Genomic DNA, 24,947 nt, shown 5'->3' on the forward strand with positions numbered 1-24,947 from the left:
TGGGGTGGCCGGGCGCGCACGCTCGGGGCGGCGGCTCACGGGGTGCTCGGCCAGGTGCGCGCGCCGCCGGTGGTCAGCGACGGGTCCAGCCTGCGCAGGATGGTGGCCACGACCTCACGGCGTCGCGGAGTGAGGTAGAAGTGGTCGCCGGGGAAGACCCGTACCTCGGTGCGGGCGGTGGTGAGGTCCGCCCAGCCGCCCGCCCGTTCGCGGCTGCGTTCCTCGCCGAGTTCGGGATCCGCGCTGCCGGTCAGGACGTGCAGGGGGCAGGACAGCGGCGGCCGGTCCGCCGGCCGGTACGTCTCGATGATCCGGTAGTCGTGACGTACGGCCGTGAGGATCAGGGACCGCAGCCCGGGATCGTCCAGGATTTCCTGGCTGGTGCCGCCCAGCCGGGCCAGTTCGGCGCCCAGGACGTCGTCGTTCTGGCGGTGGAGCTGCCCGGTGACGGCCGTACCGGGGGCCGCTCGCGCGGACGCGAACAGGCGTCGCGCGCCCGCAAGGCCGCGGCGGTCCAGCTCGTGGGCGAGTTCCCAGGCCACGGCGGAGCCCATGCTGTGTCCGAAGAGGGCGTACGGCCGGTCGAGGAGCGGTTCGACAGCGTCCGCCACCGCCCCCACCAGCTCGGCCATGTCGGCTGCCGCCGGGTCCTCCAAGCGGTCCTCGCGACCGGGGTACTGGATGGCCAGGAGTTCGACCTCGGGGGGTAGCAGTGCCGCCCAGGGCCGGTAGAAGCCCGCGCTGCCGCCCGCGTGCGGCAGGCAGATCAGCGTGAACCGGGGTGCCGCGCCGCCGCTCCACCGCCTGAGCCACGGGCTGTCGGCACGGGCGGCGCGGGCAGAGGGCTGGGCGGCGGGTCGCGTGGCGGGCCGGGCCGAGGGTTGGAACGACGCGTTCGACGGGAAGGGGGCGGTCACCAGGCGACCCTCAGCTCTTCGAGACCGAAGGTGGCGGAGTCGTGCTTGACCAAGACGTCCTCCCGGTTCCCCGCGAGGCGGAGCGTGGGGACGCGGCGCATCAGCGTCTCCAGCGCGACCTCCAGTTCCAGCCGGGCCAGGTGCTGCCCGACGCACTGGTGGACGCCGTAGCCGAACGCGACGTGGTGGTTGTCGGTGCGGTGGAAGTCAACCGTCTCCGGATCGTCGAACTGCTCCGGATCGTGGTTGGCCCCGGCCAGGAGGGCGATGACGCCGTCGTCGGCGGGGATCGTCCGGCCGGACAGCTCGATGTCCTCGGCGGCCACGCGCAGGGGGATGGAGTCGGCGACGGACAGGACCCGCAGGAGTTCGTCGACGGCGGCCGGCATCAGGGAGGGGTCCCGGCGCAGCTCCTCCATCAGCTCCGGCCGTTCCAGCAGGAGCAGCGTGCTCAGGGCGATCATGCTGGTGGTGGTCTCACGGCCGGCGTTGATCGTGATGCCGAGGGTCGACAGGAGCTGGTCCATGGTCACATGGCCGGGAACCAGGTCCTCGGTGACGAGCTTGGAGGTCAGGTCGTCGCGGGGCTCCTCCCGCCGCCTGCCGATCAGCTCGGCGAGCAGGCCGAAGAGACCGCCGAGGGCCTCGGAGACCTGCTCGGCGGTGCTGTGGCGGGAGCCGGAGATGCGGGTGACGTCCCGGAAGAACTCCAGGTTCTCCCGGGGGATGCCGAGCAGTTCGCAGATCACCGAGGTGGAGACGGCGTTGGCGTACGCGGAGACGAAGTCCACCGGGCCGTCGGCGGCGAGCATGTCGTCGAGGATCTCGTCGACGCGGGCCTGGACGGCCGGGCGCATCGCGCGCACCCGGCGCACGGTGAACACCGGCAGGAGCATGCGCCGGTACTTGGTGTGCTCGGGGGCGTCGGTGCGGATGAAGGGGCGGAACTTCGCCCCGGCCTCCTGCTCGCCCTCGCCGAGGGCCGGGAAGTTGGGGCGGCGGATGTCGGCGCTGGCCCGGGAGTCGGAGAGCAGTTCGCGTACGTCGTCGTAGCGGGTGACCACCCAGGCTTCGCGCTTGGTCGGCAGCGTGACGCGGGCGACCGGCTCGTGGGTGCGCAGCGCGTCGTACTCCGCGGGCTCCGCGAAGGGGCAGCCGCGCTGGATGGGGAAGTCCCGGGGCGGGGACGCGGGGTCCCTGCGGGGTTCGCCGGGGGTCCGGGGCGCCGTCGGGGTCTCGGGGCTTGTCATGGAGGGTCCTAGCCGTCGGTGGAGGAGGAGAGGAGGGCGGTGGTGCGTGGGGTGTCCGGGGATGCCGGGGCGTCCGGAGCTCCGGGACCGTCGGGCGCGGTCCGGGCACGCGGCAGGTGCTGTAGGGCAGGCGGGTCGGACGTGTCCGGGGTCCGGGTGAGTACGGCCAGCGGGGGTGCTCCGGGTCGGGTGGGCAGGATGCGTGCGGTCATTCCGGACTCGGCGACGACGTCCTTCAGCCCGAAGGGCACCCAGCGGTAGGAGTCGTGGACCTCGCGCTCCGCCTCCCGGGCGCCGTCCCGGTAGACCCGCCAGGTGGAGTGCAGGCGCATCACACCGTCCTCCGCCTCGTCCGGTGCGCCGCCGAACGACCACTCGTAGCGGTGGCGTCCGGCGGTCGCGGTGGCCAGCCGGGTCTCGGGCAGGGTCGTCGGTTCCTCGAACTGCATGAGTTCGACGACCACGAGCCCGCCGGGGGCCAGCCGCCGGGTCACCCGCCGCCACAGCCTGGCCCGCTCGTCGGCGTCGAGGTGGCCGAGGACTCCGCATAGCAGGACGACGCTGATCCGGTCGGGAAGATCGAGATCGGGGGCGGCGTCGTCGGTGACGGTCACCCGGGTCCGCAGGTCCTCGTCGCTGAAGACCCGGCTGGTGAGCACGGCGCGCATGCCCACCGACGGTTCGCAGGCGATGATCTCCGCGTCCGGCCGTGCCCGGGCGACCGCCTCGGTCAGGAGACCGGTGCCGGCCCCGATGTCCACCACCGGCCCGGTGCCGAGGTCGGCGTCGGCGAGGAGCGCGGCCACGGCGGGGGTGGTCGCGGTCGAGGTGTGTTCGGCGGCGGCGAGGTCGAAGAACTCTGCCGACGGGGAGTACGCGGCGGCGTCCGACGGCCGGGCCGACGCCGTTTCCGGCGCTGGGAAGGCCGGCCCCCCGGCGGGGCGGGGACCCGTCACGGCCCGGGCGTCGTAAGGCGGGGCCGGCTCGGGGCGGGGGTCCCAGGACTGCTCCAGCGCGGGGAGGATGTCGCTCACCGCGAGGGGGCGCGGCGTGGCCGGCCGGATGATCTCGGGCGGCCCCAGCCGGGCCGCCAGGTCGGTCCAGATGCGGCACACGGCCAGGTCGTACTGGCCCGCGCGCAGAGCGTCGCCGCCCTGCGCGATCGCGTCGCGGAGCCCGTCGAGCGCGCTGCCGATCGCTTCCGGCCACAGGTCGGAGAAGACGGTGCGGAAGGAGCCCGTGCTCCCGACCACCGCCGTGCTCCCGAGCCCCAGGCGGCCGGTGCCGGGACCGTCGAGGACGAAGCGCCGGTCGGCGTCCCGCCCGATGTGCAGCCGGGGGCTCCACAGGACCGGCCCGTGGGTGTCGGCCAGGGTGAGGACCCCGCCCTCCGTGCCGAGGGCGATCCGGTGCCAGTGCAGGGCGTGGTTGTCCCGGTCGGACGGGTCGAGCTGGTGGTGCACCCGCAGGGTGAGGGGTGCGCCGGCGAACAGGCCGTGCAGGGAGCGGAACGGCTGCGGGCCGATGCCGGTGGGCAACGGTGCCGGATCGGCGAAGCGCCAGGGTCGCAGGGTGCCCATGGCCTGTCCGAGGATGTCCACCAGGGGGTGCATCAGGTGGATCGGGGTGGCGGCGTCCAGGAAGAGCGGCCGCTGCCTTGCGACGAGCCGCCGGGCCGCCTCGATGAAGGAGCGGACCGGGGCGACGCGCGGGTAGTGGGTGTTGAGCCGGTACTGCACCCCCCGACGGCGGGCGTACTTGAGGTTGTCCGTCAACTCGGTCAGGTGCACGGGGTGTTCCTGGAGCACGTGGATGCCCCGGTCCATGAGCGCCCGGGCCAGGTCGGTTCCCTGGCCACCCGAGATGGACGAACTCACCGCCACGCAGGCCGCGTCGACGTCGTCGGGGAGGTGGCCCACGTCCGTGTAGAAGGGGACGCCCAGGCTCTCGGCATACTCCCTGGAGGCTTGCGATCCCCGGCTCAGGATGCCGGCCAGAGTGTATCCGGGGCGCCGACGTACGGCTTCGGCGTAGAAGCGGCCGAAGTTGGTGCCGCAGACCAGCACGCGCAGTGGCGTCGATGTACTCACAGGACCCCCTCCTCCTCCAGCTCGGCGCCGGCGGCCGTCCCGGTGAGCCGCAGGTCGGCGGCCCCGTGGGAGCGCAGGTGCCGCACCACGGTGTCGGGGTCCAGCACGTCGCAGGCGAAGTGGACGCCCGCCGGGACTTTGCCCCGCAGTACCGCGTCCACCGCCAGGGCTCCCACAGCAGCGGTGAGCCGGTAGCTGCTGGCCGTGCGCAGGGTCGCGCCGGCGGTCGCGGGCACCCCGGAGGCGGTGCCCGACAGCGCGAAGTCCATGACGTAGTAGGGCTTGCGTCCGGCCCGGTCGAGGTCGGCGGCGAGGATCAGCCGCTCCGCCAGGCGGTCCAGATCCTCCCCGGCCGCGAGGCGGCCGGGGAGGAGGTTGAGCAAGGCGCGTACGGCGGGGCCGGCGTGGACGTTGTACCAGTCGAGGCGGTCGGCGCCCAGGTCGCGGGCGAGGCGTTCGCTCTCGCTGCTGAGGTAGGGCTGCAGGGCGACCCGGCCGGGGAACGCCGGGTGCACGGTGTCCTCGTCGGCGCGCAGGGCGCGCGACACGCGGCGGCCGTCGCGGACGGCCGCCAGGGCCTCGCCGTAGGCGGCGCCGTCCGCGCCCCCCGAGCTGAGGGAGAGCATCAAGTCGTGCGCCACCGTCGGCGAACAGGGCTCCAGGCCCCCGCAGTACGCGGTCAGCGCGGCCACGCCGTCCAGGCCCTGCCCGGCCAGCCAGCGAGGCAGGAGGCTGGAAAGACCGGGCAGGGCTCCCGCCGAGAGGACGACGGTGCGGCCGTCGCGGGCCGGGTCGCCGCCCTTGAGAAGGTCCTCGGCGGCCGGGTCGTCGCCGGCCACGTCGACGCAGTGCGCGCCGGCGTCGAGTGCCGCGAGTGACACGGTGGCGCGGAGCCGGTAGGTGGGGCCGACGCAGTTGAGGACGATGTCGCAGCCCTCGGTGAAGGCGCGCAGGCCGTCGGGTGCGGTGGCGTCGGCCCAGAGCGTCTCGTCGTGGCCGCCGGGATTCTCCTCGGCGACCTCGCACAGGGCCGACGCGGTCCGGCCGCCCAGCCGCAGGCCGCGGTGGCCGAGGGCGCGCAGTTCGCGTACGGCGGCCCGGCCGACCGCGCCGGAGGCGCCCAGGACCCCGATCACGGGTTTGCTCATCGGGTGATCGCTCCCTGGGTCAGCTCGGCGAGGGTCTTGAGGATGCCGGGCGCGTGCTCGACGGACAGGCAGCTGTAGTGGTCGCCGCCGATGTCGACGATGTCCAGGTCTCCCAGGGTGAGTTCCTCCCAGTAGGCGGTGACGGCGTCCTTGCTGCCGGGGAAGGGGTAGGCGCCGTCGTGACGCAGGAAGGTGATGTCACCGGCGTAGGGCTCGGCGTCGTAGCGGGTGATGGCGAAGACACTCTGCCGGAACGCGAGGAAGAGCCGTGTCATGTGGTCGGGTTCGTAGGTGCCGGCCGACGCGGGCACCGCCTCGCACATCCGCGCGATACGGGTGGCGCGGGAGATGCCGGCCAGCTCCCGGAAGCATCCCGCGACGTCCTCGAACTCTTCGGGCAGCGCGGCGAGTCCGCCGTCCGGCACGACGCCGGGGCGGGCGGCCAGGACCGCGTCGGCCGCCGCGGCCACCCGGTACTGGTCGTCCGGGAAACCGAGGTCGGCCGGGTCGATGCCCATCATGACGGCGAAGGAGTACTCGGCCAGCAGCTCGTCGTCGAGCCGGAAGCGAGGGCTGTGGCTGCTGATGACGGTGAGGCTCTCCACCTCCGCCCCGGACTCGGCGAGGTTGCGCGCCACCTCGGTGGCGATCAGGCCGCCCAGGCAGTAGCCGACGACGTGGAAACGGCTGCGGCCGTCGGCGGTCAGGGCGCGGGCGTAGTCGGCCGCCATCTGCTCGATGAGCCCCTCCGGCGGGGCGTCGAGGAAGCCGTTCAGGTCCGGGACCTCCACGCCCACGACCTCGGCGAGGCCCGGTGAGCGGCGCCGGATCTCGGTGATCAGCGCCCGGTACGGCATGATCGTCGCAGTTCCGGCGTGGACCAGGACGGTGGTCGGCTCGTCGTCGGAGCGGGCGCCGTGCAGGTGGATCACCGGGTCCGTGCGCACGACACCGGCGGCCGGCGCGTCGTCGGTGCCCGCGAGCCCGCGCAGGAACGCGGCGAGTCCGGCGACCGTCGGGCGGCGCAGCATGTGGCGCAGCACGACCTCCCACTCCAGGTCCGCGGCCTGCGGTACGCGTTCACGCAGCCGCCCCACCATGCGGGCGACGAGGAGCGAGTCGCCGCCGAGGTCGAAGAAGTCGTCGTTGCGGGTGACACGCTCGACCGCGAGGAGTTCCGACCACAGCTCGGCGAGGCCGCTCTCCAGGTCGTCCATGGGCTCCTCGTCCACGACGGCCGGGCCGCTCTCGCGGGGCAGCCAGCTCCGCAGACGGGCACGGTCGGTCTTTCCGTTGGCCGTGCGGGGCAGGCAATCGACGACCTGCCACACCGAGGGGAGCATGTACTCCGGAAGCCGGGTCGCCGCCGAGCGGGCCAGCTCGCCCACCGGGACGTGGTGGCGGTCGTCCTTCAACGTGGCGAAGAAGACCTCCTGGCCGGTGAGGGCCAGGGCCTCCCCGGCGTCGGGCAACGAGGTGACCTCGGACGCGCCGTGCGCATCGAGGAGTTCGCGCCACTGTGCGTGGGTGAGGAAGGACTGCCCGGTGTGTTCGCGTACGTCGGTCCACGTCCGTCCCGCGACCTCGAGGAACTCCATGGAGACCAGCAATGGCAGGTTCTCGTCGCGGGTGTTCTCCACGAACACGAGCTGCCCGCCCGGCACCAGCAGTTCCCGCAGCCGGCCCACGGCCGCGTCCGCGTCCGCGGCGGCGTGCAGGGTATTGGCGCAGACCACCACGTCGAAGGTGTTGGGCAACAGGTGCTGGGCGCGCGGGTCCTCGTCGACGTCGAAGCGCTGGTAGCGGACCCAGGCGTGGTCGGCGAAGCGCTCGCGGGCTTCGTTCAGGAAGAACGCCGAGGCGTCGGTGAACAGGTAGTCGACGCCGTACTCGGCGAGGACGGGCACCAGTTCGCCGGTGGTGCCGCCGACGCCGCCGCCGACCTCCAGCACGCGCAGCCGCTCCTCGCCGGTGTGGCTCGCGGCGATCTCGCGCAGCGCGGCGACCACCGCGCGGTTGAGGTGCCGGATGGCGAGGTTGTCCCGGTAGGCGGCGTCCGCGGCCTCCGTCGCCGCGCCCGGGAAGAGCAGGTCCCGGATGCCCACCTCCCCGCAGACCAGCTCGGGCAGCCGCTCGGCGCAGGTGCGCATGACGGTGAGCAGTTCGGTGCTCCACCCGATCTCGTGCTCCAGGTCGGTGGCCAGCCGCCACCGGCGCTCCGCCTCTGGCGCGGAGACGGGGACGAGACCGGTGTAGGCGTCGTCGGTGTCCCGGTGGGTGAGCCGGTCCCGGGCGGCGAGGGCCCGCAGCCAGCGGCGCACGATGTGCCGGTGGCGGGGCGTGGCGCGCAGTGCCGTGCCCACCTCCTCCGCCGTTCGCGAGGCGGCGTCCGCGAAGACTCCGGAGGCGTCCAGGACACGGGTCATCTCCGCGAGAGCCACGTCCTCGAGGGCGGCCAGGAACTGCGTGAGCCGTGCGGCGTCGACGGCCTTGGAGGCTTCCCGTACGCCGTCGGCCGCGGCCGCGCGCGCCTGTGTCCGTGTCACCGGGGTTCCGGCGCGGTCGGTGTCCGCGTCCGCCGTGCCGTCCTTGCGGGTCGTCTCCACATACGCGGCGAGGCGCCGGCCTCCGGCTGCGGAGTCGTCGACGATGACGGCGCCTGCGGCGACCCCGGGGTGGGCCTGCACGGCAGCTTCGACCTCGGCCAGTTCGACCCGGTAGCCGCGGATCTTGATCTGGGCGTCCTCCCGGCCCAGGAACTCGATGGTCCCGTCGGGGAGGTAGCGCCCGAGATCACCGGTGCGGTAGAGCCGATCGCCGGTGGCGGGGTCGGTGAGGAACCGCTCCGCGGTGCGGCTCCCGTCGCCGAAGTAGCCCAGGGCGACGCCGGCGCCGCCGATGTACAGCTCGCCCGGGACCCATTCGGGCCGTGGCCGCAGGTGCCGGTCGAGCACGGCGAACGTCTGGTTGGTCAGGGGCTTGCCGTACGGGATGCTCGGGCGGGCGGTGTCCACCTCGCCGATCGGGTGGGCGATGGACCAGATCGATCCTTCGGTCGCCCCGCCGAGGGAGATGATCTGCAGCCCGGGGAGGAGTTCACGGGCCTGGTCCGGCAGGGCGACCGGTATCCAGTCGCCGGATATCAGCGCGAGTCGCAGCGAGGCGTCGTCCGTAGGGGGCTCGGAGCGCAGCCAGTCGCACAGCATGTGGAGCTGGCCGGGTACGGAGTTCCACACCGTGACGCCGAAGTCGCGGACCAGTTCGGCCCAGTGGGAGGGGTCGCCGCGCCGGTCGGCGTGGGGCAGGACGAGGGTGGCGCCGACGGCGAGCGGCGCGAAGAGGTCGTAGACGGAGAGGTCGAAGCCGAGTCCCGCGATACCGAGGACGCGGTCGCGTTCGGTGACGGTGAAGCGGCGATTGATGTCCTCGATCGTGTTGAGGGCTGCTCGGTGGCTGATCATCACACCCTTGGGCGTGCCGGTGGAGCCGGAGGTGTAGATGATGTACGCGAGGTCGTCAGGGTCGCGCCGTGCCGCGTTCGCACCGGGCGTGGCGGCGGCGTCCTCGGGGAGCAGGTCGACGGCGAGTGCCGTGACGCCCGTCGGAAGGTCGTCGATCTCGGCGAGCCAGGACTGGGTGAGGACCGTTCGGACGCCCGCGTCCGCGATGATCGTGTCCCGGCGGGCCGGTGGCTGGGCCGTGTCGACGGGCAGATAGGCACCGCCGGCCATGAGCGTGCCGAAGACGGCGACGACCTGCTCCCAGCCCTTGTCCGCCCAGATCGCCACGGGCTCCCCGGGACGCAGTCCGGACGCGGTCAGTGCCTCGGCGAGAGCGCTCGCCCGGGCCACGAGCTGCCGGTAGGTGAGAGCCAGTTCGGGGGTGCGGACCGCGACGGCGTCCGGTGTGGCCCGGGCCTGGGCGAGTACGGGTTCGTGCAGGAGGGCGTTCGGCAGGGGACGCTCGGTCGCGTTGACCGCGTTGCGGCGCGCCGCCTGTGCCTCGGGAAGCGGGATCTCGGCCGGTGCGTCCCAGGCGGCGTCGCCGGCCTCGCCCTCGGCCGCCAGGGCGCGCACGCATGACGTATACGCCTCGAACATGGCGTCGGCCACTCCGTGGGCGAGGGCGCCCTCGCGAATGTCCCAGGACAGGCTCAGCGTGTCGCCGCGGTGCATGACCTGGCAGTCGAGCCACACCTGCGGGGTCCGGGTCACGGCGTACGTCACCTCGGGGGGCACGCCCTCGGAGGTGGCACCGGTGCCCAGGGCGCTGGTGAAGACGACCGGCATCAGCACCGGGGCGCCGGCCCGGCGCGACAGCTCGGCGAGTACCTCGGAGCCGGTGAACAGGGGATGCGCGAGGTCTTCCAGGAGCTGCGCCCCCACGGAACGCGTCCGCTCCGCGAAGGTGGCCGGGTGGTCCAGGTCCACGGCGAGCAGTTCGAGCGAGGTGAAGTCGCCGACGAGGCCGCCGATGTCCTCGTGCAGGGCGGGCCGGTCCACCGTGGGCACGTTGAGCGTGAAGCGGCTGGTGCGCGACCAGCGGCCGACCGTCTCGGCGTAGGCGGTGAGCAGCGCCGATGAGAGGGTCAGTCCACGCCGCGCGGCCCGCTCGGTGAGGCGGTGCCGGTCGGCCGCGGGCAGCAGCACCTCCAGCCTGCGGAAGGTCACCGAGTCCGCGGGAGCCGGAGTGCGGGCCGTCTCCCCCGGGTCGCTCACGCCCGACTCCCAGGCTTCGGCGAGGGGCAGTTCGGGTGCGGGCGGCAGGGTGTCGAGCCGTTCGGTCCAGTAGGCGCGGTCGCGGGCGTGCGCGTCGGAGTCCGCGAGGGCGCGGCGGGCCAGAACGTAGTCACGGAAGGCGATCCGGGGTGCCTCAGAGAGGGGTTGATCGCCGTGGCTCCGCTGGAACTCCGCGAGGAGGATGCGCAGACTGGCGTGGTCGACGACGAGCATGTCGAAGGAGAGGTGGAGCACGGCCCGCTCCGCGGTCCGGCTCACGTGCACCTCGAAGAGCGGCCACCGGTCGGTGGGCGCCTCGCGTGCGGACAGCCGCGCACGGGTGTGCTCCACCTCCGCCTCGGCGGCGGCCGGCGAAAGGGCGGTCAGGTCGTCGGCCTTGACGACGAGGGCGGGTACGTCGGCCAGGACCTGCTGGTAGCCGTCGTGGTGGATGACGGCGCGAAGCATGTCGTGCCGCCGGACCAGTTCCCGCCACGACGCGGTGACGCGGTCCACGTCCAGGTCGGGGTATTCCAGTTCGACGTAGGCGTGGCAGCCGACACCGCCGTAGGCGTAGGCGTCGGTGCGGCCGATCAGGTAGGCGGCCTGGATGTCCGTCAGCGGGAAGGGCGCGTGGCGGTTGTCCGGGTCGGCCCGCAGGGTCGGTTCCTCCGCCTCCAGGTGGCGCAGGATGGCTTCCTTGTGGGTCCGCAGTTCGGTGCGGTGTCCGTCGGTGAGGCGGCCCTGGGGGGCGCGGAAACGCAGTTGTCCGTCCTGGGCCCACAGCACCACGCCGTCGTCGGTGTAACGGGCCAGCAGTTCAGCGATGTTCACAGCTCTCCGGTCTCGTAGGCGGTCCCGTGGGCCGCGAGCGTTCGAGTGATCTCCGCGGCGAGCGCGGCGACGGTCGGTGCGGCGAAGAAGCGCCGGGCAGGCACGGTGGCCCCGACTCGGCGCTCGATCGCGGTGAGCAGGCGCAGGGCGGTGAGGCTCTCGCCGCCCGCGGTGAAGAAGTTGGCGTTGCGGTCGGGCGTCCAGTGCGGCAGGTACTCGCTCCACAGGCCGGCGAGGGCCCTCTCGGTCTCACCGTGCGGCGGTTCGGCCACCGCGAGCGCCGCTTCCGGTCCGGCCAGAGCGGCCAGGGCTGTCCGGTCGACCTTGCCGTTCGCGGTGAGCGGCAGGGCCGGCAGCAGCTGGATGCGAGAGGGGACCGCGTAGACGGGCACTCGCTCGGCCAGCAGGGTGAAGAGGCTATCGGTGAGGTCGGGGTCCGCCGCAGGTGTGCCGGCTTCGACGGCGCCGACGGGGTCCGCGTGCGTCGGCTCGTGCGGTACGGCGAAGGCGGCCAGGCGCTTCGCGGTACGCTCCCCCACCGCCACGACGGCGGCTCGGGCGACGGCCGGGTGGGACTCCAGCGCGACCTCGATCTCGCCGGCCTCGATGCGGTGGCCGGCGATCTTCAACTGGCTGTCGAGGCGGCCCAGGAACTCCAGCAGTCCGTCTCCCCGGAACCGGCCCAGGTCGCCGGTCCGATACCAGCGCCGCCCGTCCTGTTCGACGAACTTCTGGGCGGTGCGGACCGGGTCGGCGAGATATCCGCGGGCCAGTCCCGCACCGCCGATCCACAGTTCGCCGGGCACCCAGTCGGGGCAGTCCCGTCCGTCCCGGTCGACCACGCGGTAGTGCTGCCCGGTCAGGGGACGTCCGTAGGGGATGGAGACCCACCGGGGGTCCAGCTCCTCGACAGTGAGCGTGTTCGACCAGACGGCGGCCTCCGTCGCACCGCCCATGGCGACGAAGACGCAGCGACGCGCGGTGCGTTCCCGCAGGCGGCCGGGTAGGTCGAGGCCGATCCAGTCTCCGGAGACCAGTGCGGTCCGCAGCCCCGTGAGGCGCCCGCCCTGCGGCGCCTCCTGCTCGTCGGCGTCGAGGAGCAGGTCGAGCAGGGCCGGGACGGTGTTCCATACGGTCACCCCGTGGCGGTCGAGCAGGCTCGGCCAGCGGGCCGGTTCACGACGCTGGTCCTCGGTGGGCAGCAGGAGGGAGCCGCCCGCGCCGAGCAGCCCGAAGACGTCGTACACGGAGAGGTCGAAGTCCAGTGCTGACAGGGCGAAGACCCGGTCGTCGCCGCCGATGCCGTGCCGGGCGGTGATGTCCGCAACCGTGTTCCAGGCGGCCGCGTGGGTGATCTGCACCCCCTTGGGCTCGCCGGTGGACCCCGAGGTGAAGATGACGTAGGCGAGCGCTTCGGGAGACGTTTCCAACGGTGCGGGTGGCGGCTCGTGGCGCTGCGTGTCCGTGACGGACAGGGCACGGAGAGCCGTTCCCTCCGGAGCGGGCCAGTCCCCCACGACGACGGGGAAGGCGGCGGTGGCGCGCACCCGCTCCAGTCGCGCGGCGGGCTGTTCGAGGCTCAGCGGTACGTAGGCGGCGCCGGCCGCGAGGACACCGAGGACCGCGGCGACCTGCTCCGGTCCCTTGGGCAGGGTCACCGCGACCAGGTCGCCCGGAGCCACGCCGGCGTCACCGAGCGCAGCGGCCGTGCGCAGCGCCCGGTCGGCGAGGGTTCCGTACGTCACCTCCTCCCCCGCGGTCGTGACGAGAGCGGTCCGGTTGGGGGCGGCCTTCGCGTGGGCGAAGAACGCCGCGTGCAGCGGGCGCGGGACCGCCGGTTCCAGGGCGGCCTCCCGTGCGGCGGCGGCCCGCCGTTCGATGTGGGGGGCGGGCAACAGGTCGGGCAATGGTGCGGCCCAGTCAGCGGCGACGACGTGCCCCAGCAGCCTTTCGTAGGCGCCGAACATCGCGTCCAGCACGTCCTCGGGGAAGAGTTCCTCGACGGCGTCCCAGGTGACGACCAGATTGCCGGACTCCTCGGTGACCTGGTTGTCCAGGCACACCTGCGGGGACTGCGAGATGCCCCAGACCTTCGCGGGGAAACCGGTGCCCGGTCCGGCCAGCGTCGCGTCACCGACGCCGATGGCGCTGGTGAACACGACGGGCGCGGCGGCGTCCACGGTGCCCGTCCGGCGGCCGAACTCCCTCAGCAGCCAGTCGATCGGGACATTGAGGTGGTCCAGGTCCTCCGCCTGGCGGTGCTGCAATGCCTTGGCCGCGGCCAGCCAGGACGCGCCGTCGCGCCGGTGTCCGGCCAGCGAGAGGGAGGTGAAGTCGCCCAACACCCGGTGGATGTGCGGGTGGACGTCGCGGCGGTTGAAGAGGGTGAGCGTGACGGTCAGCGCGTCCGTCCCGCTCCAGGTCTCCAGGACCTCCGCGTACAGGGCCAGCAGAACGGTGGACGGGGTGAGGCCGTGGCGGGCCGCCTCCTGCTTGACGGCCCGCCAGTCCTCGGCGGGCAGGCTCAGCCGGCGCCGGGTGAAGACGGGCGCGTCGAAGGTCGCCGGGTCCCGGTCGAAGGGCAGGGCCGGCGGGGGCGGGAGTTCGGACAGCCGCTCCTGCCAGTGGGCGCGGGCCCGCTCGGCCGACTCCGGGTCGGCGGGGCACCCGGTGAGGTAGTCGCGGAACGACACGTCGACGGGCGACAGTTCGTGCTCGGGGTCCGCGTAGAGCGCGTTCAGTTCGGCATAGAGCGTGGTGAGGGAGAGGGCGTCGAGGACCAGGTAGTCCAGGCCGACGCCGATGCGGGTGCGTGCGGCGCCGCCGTCGTCGTGGTAGCGCACCGCCTCGACCGCGAAGAGGGGCCACTGGGCGGGGTCGCGCACCTGCTGGGACAGGCGGGCGCGCAGGCCGGCCAGCGCCTCGGTCGCGTCACCGGCCGGGGCGTCCGCCACCGGTATGCGCAGGGGCGGTACGTCGGGCAGGACGCGCTGGTGTCCGTCCTCGACGACGGCGCGGAGCATGCCGTGCCGCCGGACGAGGGTGTTCCAGGCGCGCTCCAGCCGGTCGAGGTCGACGTCCGCGCCGTCGAACTCGGTGTAGTGCCAGGTGCCTACGCCGCCGAGGGTGAATCGGGGGTCGCGGCCGGTGTGGTAGGCGGCCTGGACGTCCGTGAGCGGGAACGGTTCGTGGGCGCGGCCCGGGTCGGGCACGAGGACCGACGCCGGGGCCGGTACGGGCTGTGCACCGGTGGCGGCCCGGGGGTGCAGCGTCTCGCAGAAGTGCTGCAGCACGGGGCGGGCGAAGAGGTCCGCCACGCGGGCGCCGGGGAATCCGGCGGCGCGCAGCCGGCCGATCATCCGCGTCGCGACGAGCGAGTCCCCGCCGAGCAGGAAGAAGCTGCTCTCCCGGCCCACTTCGGGCACGTCGAGCAGATCGGTCCACTCGGCCGCCACCGCGGTCTCCACCGGTCCGACCGGTGCCGAGGTGCGAGGGCCGTCGTCGTCGGCCGCCTCGGTCAGCGCCCGGCGCACGGCCGCCCGGTCCAGCTTGCCGTTGGCGGTCAGCGGCAGGTCGCGCAGGACGAGCAGGCGCTCGGGGATCATGTAGGCGGGAAGCCGCTGCGCCGCCCGCAGGCGTACCTGGTCGGGATCGGGTGTCTCGCCGGGGGCGGACACGGCGACGGCGAGGTGCCGTGCGGGCGTGTCGAGGACGCAGGCGACCGCGTGCAGCACGGCGGGGTCGTCCTCGATGGCGGACTCGACCTCGCCGAGTTCGATCCGGTGACCGCCGATCTTCACCTGGTGGTCGGCGCGGCCGAGGAACTCCAGCACGCCGTCGGGCCGGTAGCGGGCCAGGTCGCCGCTGCGATACCAGCGTTCGCCGTCGTACTCGACGAAGCGATCGGCGGTGCGCTCGGGGTCCGCGCGGTAACCGTTGGCCACACCGGGCCCGCCGATCCACAGCTCGCCGGGGACGAGGTCCGGGCAGTCGCGCCCCCGTCCGTCCACGACCCGGGCCCGCATGTTGCGCAGCGGAACACCGTAGGGGACGGACTTCCAGGCGGGGTCGGTCTCCTCGATCTCGAACACCGTGGAGTGGACGGCGGCCTCCGTCATGCCGCCGAGCGCCACGAAGCGGCAGCCGGGCACGAGGGCGCGCAGCCTTCGGGGCTGGTCGAGGCCGACCCAGTCCCCGCCGAGCAGGACCATGCGCAGGCAGTCGCCGAGGCCGTCGTCCTCCCCGGCTGCCATCAGCAGGTCCAGCAGGGCGGGCACGCACTGCACCAGTGTCACGCCGTGCGCGCGCACGAGGTGGGCCCAGTGGTGGGCGTCACGGCGGTGCTCCTGTCCGACGGCCACCACCTGGCCGCCGACGGACAGGGGGGCGAAGATGTCCCAGGTGGCGAGGTCGAAGTCGAGCGCGGAGATCGCGAGGGTGCGGTCCTCGGGGCCGGGGCCGAGCTGGTCTTCCATCGCCTCGACGGTGTTGACGGCCGCGCGGTGCGACACCTCGACGCCCTTGGGCAGCCCGGTGGAGCCGGACGTGAACAGCACGTAGGCGGGCAGGGCGGGGTCCGGCTGGACGACGGGGGCGGGCTCGTGCGTTCCGGCGTCCTCCAGGAGCAGCACCGGGGCCGCGGAGAACCCCTCGCAGAGCGGCGCGTGCTCCCGGTCGGTGAGCACGGCGGAGGCGCCGGCCACGGAGTGGATGCGTTCGCGGCGTACGGCGGGTTGTTCGACGCCGACGGGGGCGTACGCGGCGCCCGCGGCCAGGATGCCGAGGACGGCGGTGATCTGGTCGGCGCCCTTGGGCAACGTCAGCGCGACGGTGTCGCCCTCGCGCACGCCGTGGCCGCGCAGCAGCGCGGCGATCCTCCGGGCGGTGTCGGCGACTTCCCCGTAGGTGAGACTGTCGCCGTCGGTGCGGACGACCGCGACGCGGTCCGCGTCGGTCTCGCCCAGCCGGAAGAAGCGGGTGTGAAGGGCGCGGTCCGGTACGGGCGCGGGCGGCAGGGCCGCCACCGCGCGCCCCGGCAGGACGCCGGGGGCGAGCAGGCCGTCCACCGGCCGGGCCCAGGCGTCGGGGTCCGCGATCAGACGGGTGATGAGGCCGCGGTAGGCGTCGAACGCGGCGTCGGGCACTCCGGCCTCGAACACGCCGTCCCTGACGTCCCAGTTGAGGAGGAGGCCGCCGTCGAGTTCGGTGACCTGGGCGTCCAGATAGACCTGGGGGCCCTGGGAGATGATCCAGGAGGGGCGGCCGAAGGACTCCTGGACGTCCTGCTCGAAGATCTCACCCAGTCCGATGGCACTGGTGTAGACGACCGGGGCCATCACGGGAGTTCCCTCGGCGCGGGCGAGGTCGCGCAGGACCTCGACGCCGCCGTACGCGCCGTGGGAGATGCCTTCCTGGAGGCGTTCCTGAAGGCCGCGTGCCTGCCGGGAGAACGGCAGGGACGCGCTCATGTCCGCGTCGAGCAGGATCGAGCTGCTGAAGTCCCCGACCAGACCGGCCACGTCCGGGGTGAACATCTCCCGGTCGAACAGGGGGAGGTTGAGCAGGAAGCGCCGGCTGTCGCTCCAGGCGGCGATGACCTCGGCGAAACCGGTGGCAAGGGCCGCGGCGGGGGTGATGCCGTGCCGTCGTGCGGCGCTGATCAGTGCCGCCTTGTCGGCGGGGCCCAGCCAGTGGTGCAGGCGGCGCGCGTGGGTGAGCGTGGTGTCGGCGGCGCTGACCGGGGTCAGCGGGTCGACGGTGGTCGGCAGGCGCGGCGCGCGGGGCAGCTCGTGCAGGCGCTCGCCCCACCAGGCGGCGTGCTGCTCGCGTTCCGCCTTCCGTCGGGCGTCGTGCTTCGCGAGGTACGTGCGGTAGTCGAGGCCGAGTGCGCGGGGCTGGTCGTCGGGGCAGTCGTAGAAGCGGCGCAGATCGGACAGGAGGACACGCAGGCTCAGGGCGTCGCCGGCCATCATGTCCAGGTCGATCTGCAGCCGGGTCCGACCGTCGGGGAGGAGGCACAGGGCCGCGCGGAACACGTCGCCGGAGGTGACGTCGGGGCGGGCGTGGGTGTTGCGTTCGCGCAGCAGCTCCAGCTCGGTCACGGCGTCCTGCAGAGCGCGGTCACGCAGGTCGTGGACGGTCAGGGGGGCTCCCGGCGGGCCGACGCGCTGTCGGCCCTCCTCGTCGAAGACGGCCCTCAGCATGCCGTGGCGGAGCACGAGGGCGCGCAGCGCGGTGTCGAGCCGGTCGGGGTCGACCTCACGGCCGTCGAGCTCGACGTAGAAGTGCGCGGCGACGCCACCGAGCGGCTGGCCGTCCTGGCGGCCGATCCAGTAGGCGTGCTGCATCGTCGCCAGAGGGAAGGACTCCGCCGGTTCCTCGTCGGTGGGCGCCTGGAGCCCGGTGGTCGGACCGGCCTGCGCGGGGTGCGTGGGCGCCTCGACGGGATGCTCCCGTCCGAGCAGGGCCGTCCAGGCGTCGAGGGTCGGGGTGCGGGTCAGCTCCTGGAAGGTGACCGTACTGCCGGCGCGCCGCCAGGTGCCGACCAGGGACATCAACATCAGTGAGTCGAGACCGAGTTCGAAAAGGTCCCGGTCGTCTGGCAGCTCGTGCGGCGCCATCTCCAGCGCGCGTGCCACCGCTCCACGTACGGCGTCCGGCGCGTAGCGGGACCTCTCACCTTTCGCCGCTTGCGCTTGGACGACTGCTTCATCACTCACTGATGGGCCTTCCGGTCTGAGAGGGCGGGTGAAGTGGCCGTGTCGGCGACGGGGCTCCGTGCGAGGGACCGAAGCCACCCTAGATAGAAATGATTTTCATTTCTATACTTCACATCGTAGTCACACAAGGGGCGGCGGCGCCAGAGCCCTCGGCCCGGCGACGAGAGGCAGAACCCATGACCGAGACTGAACAGACCTGGTCCGAGGCGGAGTCGGCGCGCTACCGTGCCGCCGGCCACTGGGAGGGGGTCACCTTCGGCGCACGTCTGCGCCGGGCAGCGGCCGACCACGGGAGCCATGTCGCCCTGGTCGACGGGGACCGCCGGTGGACCTATGCGGACCTGGACGCCGAGGCCGACCGCGTCGCCCACGGACTGCACGGGCTCGGCGTCGCGCGGGGTGACCGCGTCGTGGTCCAGCTCCCCAACCGCGCCGAGTTCGTGCTCGTCTGGTTCGGGTTGCAGCGCCTCGGAGCGGTCCCGGTGCACGCCATGCCCGGCCACCGGCGCCGGGAGATCGGTCATCTGGTGCGCGTTTCGGGTGCGGTGGCTTGTGTGGTGCCCGACCGGCACGCACGGTTCGACTACCGTGAACTGATGCGCTCGGTACGGGCGGAAGACGAGACGAGCCATTCGCCGCAGACCGTAGTCGTGGTCGGCGATCCCGGTCAGGAGAGCGGATTCGTCTCGTTCGAGGCGCTGCGGGCGGCCTCTCCCTCCTCGCCCGGTCGAACCTCGCCGTACGCCCTGCCGACGCCGGGTGCCGACGACGGCGGAGCGGCCCCCGGCGACGTCGCCCTCCTGCTGCTGTCCGGCGGCACCACGGGCCTTCCCAAGCTCATCCCGCGCACCCACGACGACTACGCCTACAACGCCCGCGCGTGCGCCGAGGTCTGCGCCCTCGACGGACAGAGCGTCTATCTGGCGGTCCTGCCGCTCGGGTTCAACTTCGCCTTCGCCTGCCCCGGTGTGCTCGGCACCCTCATGGCCGGCGGCACGGTCGTGGTCGCCCCGGATCCCAGCCCGCAGACGGCGTTCGCTCTCGTCGAGCGGGAGGGCGTGACCCTGACCTCCCTCACGCCTCCGCTGGTCAACCACTGGGTGGACGAGGCCGCCTCCGGCTCCTGGGACCTCGGCAGCCTCGCCGTCGTGCAGGTGGGCGGCGCCCGGCTGCCCGAGCAACAGGCCCGGAAACTCGGCCCGGCACTCAGGGTGACCGTGCAGCAGGTCTTCGGCATGGCGGAGGGGTTGATCAACCTCACGCGGCTCGACGATTCCGAGGACCTCGTCTGCGCCACCCAGGGCCGTCCCGTCTCGCCGGACGACGAGATCCTGGTGGTGGACACCGGCGGCAGGCCCGTGCCGGACGGGTCGGCGGGTGAACTGCTCACCCGGGGCCCGTACACGCTGCGCGGCTACTACCGTGCCGAGGAGCACAACCACACGGCGTTCACTCCGGACGGCTACTACCGGACGGGCGACGTGGTGCGGCGGCTGCCGTCCGGGCACCTCGTGGTCGTGGGACGGCTCAAGGACCAGATCAATCGCGGTGGCGAGAAGATCGCCGCGGTCGAGGTGGAGGAGCATCTGCTCGTGCATCCGGCGATCACCGCGGCGGCGCTGGTGGGTGTGCCGGACGAGCGCCGAGGTGAGCGGACCGTCGCCTTCGTGGTCTGCGGCGGTGCAGCTCCGGGCGTGCGGGAGGTGGCCGCCCATCTCAAGGAGCGCGGACTCGCCGAGTACAAGGCGCCGGACGAGGTGGTCCAGGTGTCCGGCCTCCCCCTCACCGCCGTCGGGAAGGTCGACAAGGCGACGCTGGCGCGGGAGTTGCTCCGCCAGTGACGCACGGCACGGTGGGGCGCCCGCTTCAGTGCTGGGCGCCTCTCCGGGCCACGGTGTGAAGCCCTTCAACCGCGCCTACTTGGGCACGGTGAGGACCGGACGGCCCTTGTGGGCGAGCAGATTCCGGGTGACGGCGTGTTCCGGGTTCGCCAGGACGCGGTCGGCTCGGCCGGCTTCCACCACCCGGCCCTCGTCCAGGACGACGACCTGGTCCGCGCGGGAGGCCGCGGCCGTCAGGTCGTGCGTCACCATGACGACGGTCAGGCCCAGCGTCCGCCGCAGCTCGTCCAGCAGGTCCAGGACCCTGCCCCCCGTCTCCGGGTCGAGCGCCGAGGTGATCTCGTCACAGACGAGGACACGCGGCCGGGCGGCGAGAGTCCGTGCCAGTGCCACGCGTTGACGCTGGCCACCCGACAACTCCCCCGGTCGGCGTCCCAGTACGTCCGCGTCCAGCCCGACCAGCCCCAGTAGCCGCACGGCTTCGTCGGCCGCGTCCCCCGTCGACCTGCCTCCCAACCCCCTGAGTGGACGCGTGAGTGCGGCGCCCACGGACTCGCGTGGGTTGAGAGCACCGCGGGCGTCCTGTGCGACGAGTTGCACCGGAGCCCCACGCCTGCGTGGCGTGGCGTCGCCCCGCCACTCGACACTCCCCGCTGCCTTCGGGTGAAGCCCCGCAAGGCATCGGGCGAGGGTGGTCTTCCCCGACCCCGACGTTCCCACGACGGCGGTGCAGGAACTCGCCGAGATGGTGAGGGTGACGTCGTGCAGCACGGCGGACCGTCCGTGGGCGGCGTGCAGTTCCCGCACGAAGAGCCCGCCCGTCACCTCGGGTTCGACAACAGTGGTGCAGGGGGTCTCGCCAGGGGAACCGTCGTCCGAGGAAGCACCGGACGGCTGGACGGGCAACGGCGCGGCCTGCATCGCGTGCCCGACGATCCGCCCTCCTTCCAGACGGATCACGTCGTCCGACACCGCACCGAGCCACGCCGGGTCGTGGCTGACCAGCAGCGCGGCGCGGTCCCCCTCCCGCAGGGTCTCGGCCAGCAGAGCGCGCATTCCGTCCGCCAGGACAGGGTCCAGACCGCTGGTGGGCTCGTCGAGGACAAGCAGACCGGGCCGGCCCGCCAAGGCCAGCGCGAGGGCCACCCGCTGGGCCTGCCCACCCGACAGCTCCCGGGGCAGCCGCCTTCGGAAGTTCCTGTCGGCCGGCAACCGCACGGACAGCAGCAGTTCCTCCACCCGCGCGCGGACGCCCTCCGTCACGGTCGAGCGCAGTCGCACCGCCTCGGCGATCTGGGTGCCGATCCGCAGCGCGGGATTCAGCGAGGAGGCCGGGTCCTGTCCCAGGAAGGAGACGACCCTGCCCCGCAGCCTGCGAGCATCCGCCCGGTCGAACGGATCGAGGCCGGCCACCCGGACGGTCCCGGCGCGGACTTCCAGCCCCGGACGCACGTGCCCGAGCAGGCCGTGCGCCAGACTGCTCTTGCCCGACCCCGACCGGCCGGCGACACCCAGCACCTGCCCGGCAGCCAGCGAGAGGGAGGCATCGCGCAGGACGGGCGGTCCTCCGGCCGCGGGGCCCACCGTCAGCCCGCCGACCTCGGCGAGCGTACCGGCGTCCGGCGGGCCGGCGGTCACGCGGCCCGTCATACGGCACCCCGCGCCGCCCGGTCCGCCAGCCGCCCGGCCAGCAGGCCGACACAGACGGACAGCAGCACCAGCATCAGCGCCGGAGCGAGGAACGGCACGGCGGCCAGCGTCGCTCCTGGGACGTTCTCACTCACCATGCGTCCCCAGTCGGGAGCCGCCCCGCCCGGCCCGAGGCCGAGGAACCCGGCGGTGGCGGTGAGGTGGAGGGAGGCGACCAGGCGCAGCGCTGTGTCCATCAGAGCCGGTCCCGCGATGTTGGGCAGCACGTCGTGGCGCAGCACGGCCCAACGGCCGTCGCCACGGGACAGGGCGGCTTCGACGTACCCGCTGCCGAGGACGGTGTCCGCCGCGGCACGCAGCACACGGGTGGAGAACGGGGCGGTGGCCAGGGCTACCGCCGCCACCAGGGCGGCGTGGCTGCCGGGGAACCCCGCGGCCAGGACCAGGACGACCAGGAGGCCGGGGAGCACCGCCAGGGCATCCACGCAGCGGAGCAGCAGGTCACCCAGCCGGCGGGAGGCCAGGACCGCCAGAACGCCGGCGGCCGTCCCGACGGCTCCGGCCACCGCCGTACCGGCCAGGGCGGTGAGGACGATGGTGCGGCCTCCGGCGAGCACCCGGCTCGCCACGTCCCGGCCCAGCACGTCGGTGCCGAGGAGGAAATGACCGTCGGGCTGCTGAAAGGGAGCGGCGAGCTGCGCAGTGGGGCTGTGCGGTGCGACCAGCGGGCCCAGCAGGGCGAACAGGAGGACGAGCAGGGTGGCCGCCCCCGTGATCAGCGGAGGCCGGCGGCGTCGGGGTGTGCCCGGCAGGCCGGCGCGTAGCCGCCTCCCCGGTGGGGTGAGGACCGTAGTCATCGTCCGTGCCCTTCCCGTGCGCCCAGCAGACGCGCGCAGATGTCACCCGCGAGCAGCACCATGAGCATCACTCCGGCGAGCGCGGTGGCGATGCCCTGCACCATGGGTATGTCCCGTGCTGCGACGGCCAGTTGAAGCTCCCGGCCGATCCCGGGGTAGTCGAAGACGTTCTCCACCACCACCGCCGAGCCGACCAGCGCTCCCGTGGTGAGGGTGAGCGCCTGGACGGCAGGGCCCGCGGCGTTGGGCAGGATGTGACGGACGGTGAGCCGTACCCCGCGCACTCCGTTGAGCCGTGCGGCTTCGCAGTAGGGGCCGGCCGCGACGTCGGCGACGGAGACCCGCAGCAGCCTGGTGGCCACCGCGAGACCGACCGCGCTGAGCGTCAGGACGGGCAGGATCAGCGCGTGCGGCACGTCGAGGGGCGTGCCGCCCAGGGGGATGAGCGAGACCCGCGGCAGGATCTCCAGCCACACGGCCAGGACGGCGACGAGCAGCGCGGCGAGGACGAACTCCGGTACCGCGGCCAGGGTCTGGGCGGCCGTCGAGACGAAGCGGTCGGCGGCCCCGCCGCGCAGCCCCGTCCACAGGCCCAGCAGCGTGGCGAGCGGCGTGGTTACCGCGAGGGTCAGTCCGGCGAGGAGCAGGCTGTTCGGCAGCCGGGTCGACAGGACCTCGGTGACCGGCCGGTCCCCCACGAACCCACGGCCCAGGTCCCCCTGGACCGCATTCCCAAGCCAGTGCGCGTACCGCTCGCCGGCCGGCCGGTCCAGGCCCAGCTCGGCCCGGACGTCGGCGCGCTGCGTCTCGGAGGCGTCCACTCCCACGACCGCGCTCACGGCGTCCCCGGGGAGAACCGCCGTCGCCGCGAAGATCACGGCCGACAGCAGGACCAGCAGGACGGCCGCCCCCGCGAGGCGACGGCCGACGAACGCGGCCAGGTTCACGCCAGCGACGCCTGGGAGAAGGCGGGGAACTGTTCGAAGAGGTCGTCACGGATCCCGGTGACCCCCTTGGCCTGGGCGTTGAGGTTCGGCTTGAAGACCGGCAGCACCTGGTTGCCGTCCTCCCAGCGCGCACGCTGCGCCTGAGTGCCCAGCCTCTTCGCTTCGCGGCTGTCGCGCTCGGCACGGGCCTTGGCGACGAGGGCGTCGGTCGCGGACTCCTTCCATCCGAAGGCCGAAGGCGATCCGCCCGCCGTAGTCATCTGATAGGTCGACAGGGCGGGGACGGGCATCTGGTAGGAGCCGGCCAACGGCAGAGCCGCGTACGCGGGGAAGTCCGCGTACAGCTGTCCCGCGGGCAGTTCCCGAAGGGAGGCGCGGACACCCACCTTTTTCAGGTCCTCGACGAAGAGGGTGGCCATCTCCACCATGCCCGGCGTCTCGGGGCCGGTCGTCAGCGTCACCTTCATCCCGTCGGCCCCCGCCTCCTTGAGCAGCGTGCGGGCCCGCTCCGGGTCGTGGGCGCGCTGGGGCAGTCCCTCGGCATAGTCGGGGAAGCCACTGGAGGGCAGGTCGTTGCCGACCTGGGCGTTGCCGTAGAACACGGTCCTCACCATGGCCTGCCGGTCGACGGCGAGCTTGAACGCCTCCCGCACCCGCGGGTCGTCGAAGGGCTTGACGCTCATGTTCATCTGAAAGGAGAGACCGACGAGATACGGGCTCTTCGTGGGGACGAGTTCGACCTTCCCGTTGGCGTCGAGCGTGCGCGCGGTGACGGGTGACAGGTCGTGGGCGAAGTCGATCTCGCCGCTGGTGAGCGCGCCGGCCCTGGCGGTCGAGTCCGCGATCGACCGCAGCTCCAGGCCGTCCAGGTGGGGCACGTGGCCGTAGTGGTCGTCGTAGCGCTCGAACGCGGCCCCCTGGCCCGCGGTGAACTCGGTCAGCCGGAACGGTCCGCAACTGGGCATGCCCTTGCGGAAGGCCTTCGTGCCGTTCTTGACGACGAGGAAGTTGCCCTGACAGAGGATCATGCGGCCGTCGGCGATGGGCCGGAGCGTGGGCAGGACGACCTTCAGGTCACCGTCGGCCTTGGCGCGCGCGAGGTCGAAGTTGGCGGCGGCGAGCCGGTACACCGGCAAGGTGCTCTTGGCCGCGAGCGCGCTGAGAGAGTGCAGGATGTCGGCGGAGGTCAGTTCGGAGCCGTCGGTGAAGCGGACGCCAGGTCGCACGTGCAGTGTGTAGGTCGACAGGTCGTCGGAGATGTCGATGCCCTTGAGCACGCCGTAGCGCACCCCGTCGGCCCCGCTCGGGTCCAGGTTGCCGAGCGTGCCGTGCCAGGCGCGGGCGCGCACGAGGTCCAGTGCGGCGGGGCCGTTGAAGAAGTCGAGGGACTCGGAGGCGCCGCCGCCGACGAAAGCGGCTCGCAGTGTGCCGCCCGAGCGGGGCGAGGCACCCGCTTTGGCCTTCCCCTCGGAGCGGGGCTCGTCAATGGAGCACGCGGCCAGCAGCCCGGGTCCCACCACCAGAGCCGCGGCACCCGCCGCGCCCCGGCGGAGGAGGGCACGGCGATCGAACTGTCTGGACATGTTTCTCCTTGACGTTCTGCAGAGCTGAACCGAGCACCGCGAGATCTCCACGGCACATGAACTGAGGCCCGGACGAGGGGGAATGACGGGTGGACGAGGAGTGCGCGTACGGACGGCTGTACCGTCCACGGCGATCGGTCCGGCCGAGGACTACCGCAGGGTGAGAGCTCCGGACGGGCAGGACCACACGGCCTCACGTACGGCGTCCGACTGGGACTCCGGCGGCCGCTCGACGAGGACGAGCACGAGCCCCTCCTCGTCGTCCTGGTCGAAGACGGCGGGCGCGGCGAGCACACACTGTCCCGCCCCCGCGCACCGGCCCCGCTCCGCGCTGACTCTCTCGTGTCCGGATGCCTGGTCTGACAACGTCATGAGGCCCCTCCCCTGTAGCCG

12 protein-coding genes are annotated in these 24,947 nt (G+C 73.2%); 1 reads left to right on the forward strand and 11 read right to left on the reverse strand.

All coding sequences use genetic code 11. From position 1 onward, the window contains the following. Nucleotides 1-35: 35 nt before the first annotated feature. From ACGH7X_RS00285 to ACGH7X_RS00310, 6 genes are read right to left on the reverse strand one after another with little or no spacing between them, the layout of a single operon-like run. Nucleotides 36-917 (reverse strand): thioesterase II family protein, encoded by an 882-nt coding sequence (locus ACGH7X_RS00285; protein WP_399880060.1) that lies wholly within the window; start codon nucleotides 915-917, stop codon nucleotides 36-38. Then, a complete protein-coding gene (locus tag ACGH7X_RS00290; RefSeq protein ID WP_399880062.1) occupies nucleotides 914-2,167 on the reverse strand; it encodes a cytochrome P450 in 1,254 nt (417 codons plus the stop codon). Before ACGH7X_RS00290 ends, ACGH7X_RS00285 begins: the two co-directional genes overlap by 4 nt. Nucleotides 2,168-2,175: 8 nt before the next feature. After that, the gene (locus tag ACGH7X_RS00295; RefSeq protein WP_399880065.1) at nucleotides 2,176-4,257 is read right to left on the reverse strand and encodes a Gfo/Idh/MocA family oxidoreductase; all 2,082 of its coding nucleotides are present in this window, start codon (nucleotides 4,255-4,257) and stop codon (nucleotides 2,176-2,178) included. After that, nucleotides 4,254-5,405: a saccharopine dehydrogenase NADP-binding domain-containing protein gene (locus ACGH7X_RS00300; RefSeq protein ID WP_399880067.1), complete on the reverse strand. Its 1,152-nt coding sequence runs from the start codon at nucleotides 5,403-5,405 to the stop codon at nucleotides 4,254-4,256. Before ACGH7X_RS00300 ends, ACGH7X_RS00295 begins: the two co-directional genes overlap by 4 nt. Continuing rightward, on the reverse strand, nucleotides 5,402-10,957 hold the full coding sequence (locus tag ACGH7X_RS00305) for an amino acid adenylation domain-containing protein (RefSeq protein WP_399880070.1): 5,556 nt from the start codon (nucleotides 10,955-10,957) through the stop codon (nucleotides 5,402-5,404). Before ACGH7X_RS00305 ends, ACGH7X_RS00300 begins: the two co-directional genes overlap by 4 nt. Next, nucleotides 10,954-17,577, reverse strand: a complete 6,624-nt coding sequence (locus ACGH7X_RS00310; protein WP_399896667.1) for an amino acid adenylation domain-containing protein — start codon at nucleotides 17,575-17,577, stop codon at nucleotides 10,954-10,956. Before ACGH7X_RS00310 ends, ACGH7X_RS00305 begins: the two co-directional genes overlap by 4 nt. A gap of 275 nt (nucleotides 17,578-17,852) precedes the next feature. Here ACGH7X_RS00310 and ACGH7X_RS00315 point away from each other — a divergent pair, with 275 nt between their 5' ends. Continuing rightward, nucleotides 17,853-19,517 carry a (2,3-dihydroxybenzoyl)adenylate synthase gene (locus ACGH7X_RS00315; RefSeq protein WP_399880073.1) on the forward strand — a complete coding sequence of 555 codons (1,665 nt, stop codon included), beginning with the start codon at nucleotides 17,853-17,855 and terminating at the stop codon, nucleotides 19,515-19,517. Nucleotides 19,518-19,592: 75 nt separating this feature from the next. Here ACGH7X_RS00315 and ACGH7X_RS00320 read toward each other — a convergent pair whose 3' ends face one another. From ACGH7X_RS00320 to ACGH7X_RS00340, 5 genes are all read right to left on the reverse strand, one after another. Next, nucleotides 19,593-21,167 carry an ABC transporter ATP-binding protein gene (locus tag ACGH7X_RS00320; RefSeq protein ID WP_399880076.1) on the reverse strand — a complete coding sequence of 525 codons (1,575 nt, stop codon included), beginning with the start codon at nucleotides 21,165-21,167 and terminating at the stop codon, nucleotides 19,593-19,595. Continuing rightward, the gene (locus ACGH7X_RS00325) at nucleotides 21,164-22,024 is read right to left on the reverse strand and encodes an ABC transporter permease (RefSeq protein WP_399880079.1); all 861 of its coding nucleotides are present in this window, start codon (nucleotides 22,022-22,024) and stop codon (nucleotides 21,164-21,166) included. The genes ACGH7X_RS00320 and ACGH7X_RS00325 overlap by 4 nt, the downstream gene beginning before the upstream one ends. Next, entirely contained in the window at nucleotides 22,021-22,971 is a 951-nt protein-coding gene (locus ACGH7X_RS00330; protein WP_399880082.1) for an ABC transporter permease, read from the reverse strand. Before ACGH7X_RS00330 ends, ACGH7X_RS00325 begins: the two co-directional genes overlap by 4 nt. Beyond that, nucleotides 22,968-24,554 carry an ABC transporter substrate-binding protein gene (locus ACGH7X_RS00335; protein WP_399880085.1) on the reverse strand — a complete coding sequence of 529 codons (1,587 nt, stop codon included), beginning with the start codon at nucleotides 24,552-24,554 and terminating at the stop codon, nucleotides 22,968-22,970. Before ACGH7X_RS00335 ends, ACGH7X_RS00330 begins: the two co-directional genes overlap by 4 nt. 150 nt (nucleotides 24,555-24,704) lie before the next feature. After that, entirely contained in the window at nucleotides 24,705-24,926 is a 222-nt protein-coding gene (locus ACGH7X_RS00340; protein WP_399880088.1) for a ferredoxin, read from the reverse strand. Between the last annotated feature and the right edge of the window lie 21 nt (nucleotides 24,927-24,947).

The organism is Streptomyces sp. BBFR51 (assembly GCF_044591655.1).
In the GTDB taxonomy this organism is placed as follows: domain Bacteria; phylum Actinomycetota; class Actinomycetes; order Streptomycetales; family Streptomycetaceae; genus Streptomyces.

Excerpts from the sequence above, each read along its gene's own strand:
- ACGH7X_RS00290 (WP_399880062.1), bottom strand. The coding sequence starts at position 2,167 with ATGACAAGCCCCGAGACCCCGACGGCGCCCCGGACCCCCGGCGAACCC.
- ACGH7X_RS00300 (WP_399880067.1), bottom strand. The coding sequence starts at position 5,405 with ATGAGCAAACCCGTGATCGGGGTCCTGGGCGCCTCCGGCGCGGTCGGC.
- ACGH7X_RS00310 (WP_399896667.1), bottom strand. The coding sequence starts at position 17,577 with ATGGCGCCGCACGAGCTGCCAGACGACCGGGACCTTTTCGAACTCGGT.
- ACGH7X_RS00315 (WP_399880073.1), top strand. The coding sequence starts at position 17,853 with ATGACCGAGACTGAACAGACCTGGTCCGAGGCGGAGTCGGCGCGCTAC.
- ACGH7X_RS00320 (WP_399880076.1), bottom strand. The coding sequence starts at position 21,167 with ATGACGGGCCGCGTGACCGCCGGCCCGCCGGACGCCGGTACGCTCGCC.
- ACGH7X_RS00325 (WP_399880079.1), bottom strand. The coding sequence starts at position 22,024 with ATGACTACGGTCCTCACCCCACCGGGGAGGCGGCTACGCGCCGGCCTG.
- ACGH7X_RS00335 (WP_399880085.1), bottom strand. The coding sequence starts at position 24,554 with ATGTCCAGACAGTTCGATCGCCGTGCCCTCCTCCGCCGGGGCGCGGCG.
- ACGH7X_RS00340 (WP_399880088.1), bottom strand. The coding sequence starts at position 24,926 with ATGACGTTGTCAGACCAGGCATCCGGACACGAGAGAGTCAGCGCGGAG.